The organism is Streptomyces sp. NPDC051214 (assembly GCF_040682375.1).
GTDB lineage: Bacteria > Actinomycetota > Actinomycetes > Streptomycetales > Streptomycetaceae > Streptomyces.
Map to the genome: position 1 here is coordinate 47354 of NZ_JBFBAT010000028.1, position 6742 is coordinate 54095.

Sequence of the window (6742 nt, forward strand, 5' to 3'; positions counted from 1 at the left end):
CCCCCGTCGAGGGTCCCCTCGACACCCCTCGACACCCCTGGACTCCGCATGGTGGCACCACGGAACGGCTAGCGGAACGGGGCGTGTGGGGGCCATTTCGACGGCGACGTCACGAGGGGGACTCGGCGGCAGGGCGATTGCCGAGGGCGGCGGCGAGAAGGGCACGGAGGTGATCGGCCTCCGGGAGCAGCGTGGCCTCGATCTCGTCGTCGGTACGGCCGGCCAGGGTGAGTTCCTGGATGCGCCGGAACAGGAGCCGGTCGGCGGCGGCGATCAGGGCTGCGTGGGCCCGGTGGGCGAGGGCTGGGGCGGTGTTGGGGGTGGCGTCCGCACTGGTCTGAGAGGCGGCGTCGGCCAGCGCGACGGCGAGTGAGTCCTCACGCAGGTCGTGCAGTTCGCGCAGGCGGGCGGTGAGGGTGGGGCTGTCGGCGACCATGCGGGCGAACGGGAGGCCGGTGAAGCCGACGACGGGGCTGTGCGCGAGGAGGGCGGCGCGGAACGTCCGCCCCAGGGCGACGAGCGGCTCTTCACCGGGCTCACGCTCGACGACGGTCCGGGCAAGCCCCCCGGTGAACGCCTCGTGGTGGTCGAGGGCCAGATCTTCCTTGCGGGGGAAGTAGTTGGTCACCGTCTTCTTGGCCACGCGGGCGGCGGCGGCGATCTCGGTGATGGTCGTCTGCTCGAAGCCCTGATCGATGAAAAGCCTGGTGGCGCAGTCGGAGATCAGCTGCCTGGTCTCTTGCTTCTTGGACTCGCGGAGCCCCATCTCGGTGGCGGTCATGAGGGGATCTTACACTCGGGGCAAAATTATGCTTGACCGACTGGGTGGGCATGGCTAAAGTTACGTCCGTAGCAAAGTTACCCCGAGGGGACGGGCGCAAATTCGCCCCAGACCCGAACCCACACCCAGACCCGAGCCCGAACACCCCGAGACCTGCCAGGAGTTGCCCTGAACGTCACCGCTTCCACCCTCTCCCTCACCGTCGCCGACGTGGACGCCTCGCGTGAGTTCTTCCGCACGCACCTCGGCTACGAGGTCGCCATGGCCGCCGACGGCTTCGCTTCCTTGACCCGCGGTGACGGAGCCGCCGACATCGTGCTGCTCCGTACCGGCAACGAGGTGCTCCCGCCCGAGCAGCGGGACCAGCGGGCCACGGGCCTGATCTTCGCGCTCACCGTCACCGGCATCGAGGCCGAGGAACGCCGCCTGCGCGAGGCCGGGGCCCCGATCACGATGCCGCTGCGCGAAGAGCCCTGGGGTGAGCGCCTGTTCCAGCTGACCGACCCGAACGGCGTCGTGGTCCAGCTCGTCGAGTGGGCAACGCAGGAAGAGCCCACGCAGGCCGAGTAATCCGACCCTGGACGGGCTGTGGCCATCAAAGGTTCCACCAGCAAGTGACCTGAGATTGAAAGGCAATAGAGGTCTACTGCCTACAATCTGAGGAAATTCGAGGCGGAATTATGGCTTCCACCACAGCGCGTCCGTTCTGGGCGTGATGGAGTTGATCTTGACCACAAGGCCCGACTAGCACCCCTCGCCCCTACAGGGCCGGGTTGCGAGCATTGCCTGCAAAAGCACGTTCAAAGGAGTACGGCGCGTGCAGAACAGCACACACCGTCACCAGTTCAGCAAGCTGTCCCTGGCTGCTGTGTCCGCCACGGTCGGGGCAGCCCTGTTCGCCTCGGCGATCCCGGCCAACGCGGCCACCACCGCCCCGCGTTCGGACGGAGCGGCCAGGGCCGCCGCTGTCGTGGAATCCGCCACGGGGACAGCTGACATCGCCACGTCGACGGCGGCCCCGGGCACGCCGGCCAAGGCGGTCACCGCCGCGGCCGGAGCCGCCCTCACGGTCACCGCACCGGAGAAGGCGAACGGCGCCCTGCACGCCGCCGACGACAGCGGCTCTACGTTCGGCCTGACGCTGCCGGGCGCCAAGGACGTCGCCGGAGTCAAGGCCGGCGCGGGCACGGTGATCTACCCCGACGCCGCCCCCGCCACGGACATCGCCGTGCAGCCGACCAAGGAGGGCGGTGCCCGCACGCTGGTCACGCTCAAGGACGACAAGGCTTCCGAGACCCACCGTTTCCGCCTCGACATCCCACAGGACGCGAGCATCACCGAAGACGGCCAGGGCGGCTACGAGATCACGCGTGAGGCCGGCGAGGGCGTCCACGTCCCGGTCGCCACGATCGACGCGCCGTGGGCCAAGGACGCGAACGGCAAGAGCGTGCCCACCAGTTACGAGCTGGACGGCAACGACCTCATCCAGACGGTCGAGACCACTGAAAACACCGCGTTCCCGGTGGTCGCCGACCCGAAGATGACGTGGGGCATCGTCACGGGCACCGCGTACTTCAACAAGAAGGAGACCAGGGCGATCGCCGACAACGGCGCTCTGTCCGGCGTGGTCTTGGGTTTCCTCCCGCCGGGCCTGAACATCTACTGGGGCGCACACGCCGCGGTCATCACCACGACGGCGCTGAAGGCGAAGAACGCCAAGAAGTGCATCAAGGTCAAGTTCGCCGCAGGCATCTTCATCCCGGGCCAGTACTCCGGTGGAAACTGCAAGTAAAAGCACCAGCAACACCCACAAGCAAGACGGCTACACCAGCAACACCAGCAACACGAGCGGAGATCGGCTTTGAGCAGCACGTGGCTCATCTACAGCGGAGCCCTGATGGTGCTCCTGTCCATCGGGATCTTGTTCATCGCAGGCAGACCGACCACACCCGCCTGGCGTGACACGACATCGATAGCCTGCGGCGTCGTCGTCTTCGCCGTGGTGTGCGTCCTGGCACTACTCCTCGACGCACCGGCCGGGATCGCGGTGTCCGGCGCCTGCTTCTGGCTGGCCGCCACCATCACCGCCGTACACGCGGTACGGGGCCGCACCAGCACGCAGAACTGACCGCAACGTACGAGAGCCCCCTGACCAGCAATATGGGTCAGGGGGCTCACGCAGGACTACACGCACACAGAAACAGGTGAGGCGCCCACCGAATCCGATAGGCGCCTCACCTGCTGTTTCAGCTGTCGGGGTGGCGGGATTTGAACCCACGACCTCTTCGTCCCGAAGCAACTTGGGACGGTTGTTGTCCTTGGGCTGCTGTGCCTGTCACCTGCGCTGACGGTCCGCTGACGTCCACGGTTGTTCGCGGTTGTGCGTCGTGGTGGTCACGCAGTTAGACACTCACCTGATGCGGCCCGCCATGGGTGTAGAGGGCACACTTTGGCCGATGGCCTGAAGCGATCTCGTCTAGGCTCCCATGATGAACCAGTGTCTGCTGAAACTGCGTTCACTGTGGCCAGCATTGTTTGTCAGTCCCTCGGCCTAGCCGCTGCTGCTGACGGCTTCCGCCGAACCTTCAAGAGCTCTGCCGCGCCCGGTGAACGGTTCTTCAAGCGGGTGCTAGCGACCGAAGCCGCGATGCTGAACCGGTGGTGGACTGCGCTTGTTCGTGGGGTGCGTCGCTTACTAAGGCGTCCTTCCTCTCCCGTGACGGGGACTCTCGGCGCGGCCCTGGAAGTGTCGGCCGCAATGAACGCCCGGGGCCTCCTCCAGTTCGGCCCGCTGCCGGACGCGACACAAGAACCAGCGGCCTTCGCGACCGAGATCGAGCGCCGCCTGAATCAGGTCTACCGACTCACGCAGGATGTCGAGCACAACCTCAAAGAGGAACAGGACTCTCGCCGCGAGGCAGATCAACGAGTCGCTTCGGAACTGGAGACCCGCATCTCGTCCTTGGACGAAGAGGCCAAACACGGCGAGATCCGCGGCTTGCACGAGCAGGTGCTCGGTTGGTTCTTCGTCGTACTTGGTCTTGTCGCTCAGGCCTTGGCCGACCTGGTGCTCTGACTAGATGTTCTTGTGGCGCCCGAAGTCCCGAGCGTAGGACGGGTGAACATTGATGGCCCCTACTTCAGGAGCCGTTAGGGGTTTGCAGCCGTTCGGACGTGCGGTTGATCCAATTCGCGCTGCGAGCCATCCGAGCGAACGGCATCCATGGCGGCCATGCGGAAGTTACGTCGACACTGCTTGGCTGTGTCGGTGGCTCGACTCAGCTCCGCTGCATAGTCTCGCTGAAGAGGTGCTGATCCTGACTCAAGGTCCATGATCCAGGTGAGCGAAATGTGCGCCGCGTCCTCGATTGCGGCTGCTAGATCGGCTGCAGGCAAGGCGACTTCTTCAGGGCCCTCGAGTAGGACTCGCTCGTAGGCAGTGCTGCTGAACGGCTCAAAACTGGCCCTAATCCGCTCTTCGGCTGCTTCATGCTGCGGCGGGCTTTGAGACAACGCATCGCGTACCCACCACAGAGTATCCAGCCTTGCCGTGGCCTCTGCTGCGTAACTGGCGTACGCCTGCCGTCGCGGCTCTCGCAGCTGTGTTGCCAGTTCAGCACGTATCTGCCGCTCGGTCTGTTGTTGTTGAGCCGCTAGCTGATGCAACGTCTGCGTTCGTGAAAAGAACCCCGCGACCCCTGCTGCGAGGGCTGTGCCGCATGCGCCTACTACTGCACCAAGAACCGCTGCGAGACCTGCATCCATAGGTACAGTCTGCGGCACCCACGGGCCAAAAACTTCGAGTGTGACGATCGGTCAGTGAAGAGCAACTCTTCCCTCGCCGCTCTCACCATGTCCCATCCCGTCTGCCGTCGGCCCACACACCGTGAAGCCGGCGTGGTTCGTGGCGTCCAGGTACCAGCTGGGCAATCGCTCTGCCCGAGCTGTGACGCGTGGGAGAAGCCCCGATGGTGCGGCTTAAGGCCACTGGCGGCTGGCCGCACGGGCGTAACTACACAGGCGCGGCGATACCGTCGTGCACGCCCAACTTCCCTCCGGTAACGCCGCCTTACCCAAGCATGCCTTTGACCTCGGAGGCGACGCCAGGGTCACTTTGACCATCTGCCTGGTTCGTTCTCGGACTCTAAGTCTGGCCACTGCGCCTGCGCGGGCCGTTGGCGGCCGTGTCCCTTCGATCAATTGTTCGCGAGTTCGCCTGTTCCGGATGCCTGTCTGCTCGCCTCCGATACTCGGTAACAGAGGTGTCGTCATCCCGTAGAGCAAATGTCTCCGAAGATGTAGCGATGGGGGACACGCTTCTACTACCCTTACGCTCCTAGCGATCTTCATCCCTAAATCAAACAAGGGAGATCGATGACCGAGCTGCCATTTACGTATGAAGAGTTCAGTGAATGGTTTGACACCTACGCTAAGAAGTATCTTGAGGTAGCGAAAAACTCAGCTTCGCGCGCCTTGGGTGAGCATTTGGACGCCGAATTACCCGAGATTGAGCGCGTGAGGGTAAAGGTGTCACCCGGGCGAGTCAAGGGGAAGGAGAGAACCTGGAAAAAGCTGGAGCTCAGAAGATATAGGGAGAGGCTGACTTCTCTCAGTGAAATCCCTGCCGTGGTTGACGACCTGGTCGGGCTCAGGGTTACGTGTAACAACAAATCTGACGTTCAGCGGGTAGTTGATATTGTTAGGTCCCTGAGGGTTTTCCAGACGGGTCAAGAGCCCGTGCTGGAGCAACAAGAAAGCTCCTTTCGAGACTACTTGGAAGAGCCTAAGCCGAGTGGTTATCGCGCCATCCATATCAACTTGTGCACTTCTGTTCCCGCTGGATTGCGCTGGAAGGTTATTACGTGTGAGCTCCAGATTCGCACTCTCCTCCAGGATGGCTGGGGTGAACTGACCCATGAAGATACTTACAAGCCTGGTAGTACGCCTCCAGTGCTTGTTGGCACCCTGAGCCGCCGTATGGCCGACCTGCTAGCTACCGTGGACGATATTGCGCAAGATCTGCGGCAGGAGCTTGACCGGCTTTCCACTAAAGATGTCGAGACTTTCTCGGTAAACTTGCCAGCTGTGTCTATTTCGGCAGCGGGGACCGTAGGTGAGGCGCCGTTTCAGCCTGCGATCCGTGATGCTGCATCGGAGTATCTGCGTAACCGCGTAGCTCAACTCAAGAGACCAATGGACCTAGCTAGCTTGGCATGGGAGTTGCGTACAAAGTTTGGCCAAGAGGTGAGTCAGGGATGGTTTGGCCTCGGAAACTTCAAAAGTTTCATGAAGGAGGCGATTCCAAACGTCAGGGTGACGGATGAGCCTCCTTCCTATGTTTTGCCGGGGGATTACCAAGGTGGTGCTGTTGCCAAGGCGTCAACTCCCCCAGGGGTCCCGGCCGCTGCAATGAACCTAAGAGACTTGGACCGCTCCTTCCCATTGCTCGATTCGGCCCGCTTGAATGCGGCCTATAGGCAGCTTGCTGAAGCATCGCAAACCATCAATTGGGATGACGAAACCACAAACGACATTGGGCGTCTCAATGAGATGACTCGCAAGGCAAGGCAGTTGAACTCGGAGGATCTAGCGATTTCGCGCACGCATTTTGATTACATTGCGAAATCGCTTCTCTTCTCCGGTAGTCTAGGGCATCCCTTGACGGAGGTTGAGGTTAAATCTATTTATTCGACTTGGACGCTCAAAAGGCTACGCAGTGTGTCGAATCTAAGTAATCGACAGGTCGCTGCCGTCAAGAAATGGCTCTCATAGCTGGCGGCGTGGTGCTTGGAAAGTAGAAGGTCGGTGGAGCGGCTTTGGGCTGGAGCTGCTTTGGGGCGAGTGATCATGGCCCCGTAAGCTCATGGCGAGTCGGGCAGTCTGTGGACCTAACGTCGCGTCGCTAAGGGCCAGTTGGGGCGCGTGTGGGTGCGTGGGGGTTGACGGCCATCGAGACCCCTG

The 6742-nt window shown here is 62.5% G+C and carries 6 protein-coding genes; 5 read left to right on the forward strand and 1 reads right to left on the reverse strand.

Annotation, left to right across the window (positions count from 1 at the left end; genetic code table 11):
• Positions 1-109 precede the first annotated feature (109 nt).
• Complete coding sequence (locus tag AB0M70_RS41795) at positions 110-766, reverse strand: helix-turn-helix domain-containing protein (protein ID WP_365829059.1); 657 nt, start codon at positions 764-766, stop codon at positions 110-112.
• A gap of 183 nt (positions 767-949) precedes the next feature.
• Here AB0M70_RS41795 and AB0M70_RS41800 point away from each other — a divergent pair, with 183 nt between their 5' ends.
• From AB0M70_RS41800 to AB0M70_RS41820, 5 genes are all read left to right on the forward strand, one after another.
• On the forward strand, positions 950-1351 hold the full coding sequence (locus AB0M70_RS41800; RefSeq protein ID WP_365829061.1) for a VOC family protein: 402 nt from the start codon (positions 950-952) through the stop codon (positions 1349-1351).
• 247 nt (positions 1352-1598) lie between these two features.
• The gene (locus tag AB0M70_RS41805) at positions 1599-2573 is read left to right on the forward strand and encodes a hypothetical protein (protein WP_365829045.1); all 975 of its coding nucleotides are present in this window, start codon (positions 1599-1601) and stop codon (positions 2571-2573) included.
• Positions 2574-2642: 69 nt separating this feature from the next.
• Positions 2643-2909 (forward strand): hypothetical protein, encoded by a 267-nt coding sequence (locus AB0M70_RS41810; protein WP_365829047.1) that lies wholly within the window; start codon positions 2643-2645, stop codon positions 2907-2909.
• 369 nt (positions 2910-3278) lie between these two features.
• Positions 3279-3857, forward strand: a complete 579-nt coding sequence (locus AB0M70_RS41815) for a hypothetical protein (RefSeq protein WP_365829049.1) — start codon at positions 3279-3281, stop codon at positions 3855-3857.
• A gap of 1298 nt (positions 3858-5155) precedes the next feature.
• The gene (locus tag AB0M70_RS41820; protein WP_365829051.1) at positions 5156-6553 is read left to right on the forward strand and encodes a RelA/SpoT domain-containing protein; all 1398 of its coding nucleotides are present in this window, start codon (positions 5156-5158) and stop codon (positions 6551-6553) included.
• Positions 6554-6742 lie beyond the last annotated feature (189 nt).

Excerpts from the sequence above, each read along its gene's own strand:
- AB0M70_RS41795 (WP_365829059.1), bottom strand. The coding sequence starts at position 766 with ATGGGGCTCCGCGAGTCCAAGAAGCAAGAGACCAGGCAGCTGATCTCC.
- AB0M70_RS41820 (WP_365829051.1), top strand. The coding sequence starts at position 5,156 with ATGACCGAGCTGCCATTTACGTATGAAGAGTTCAGTGAATGGTTTGAC.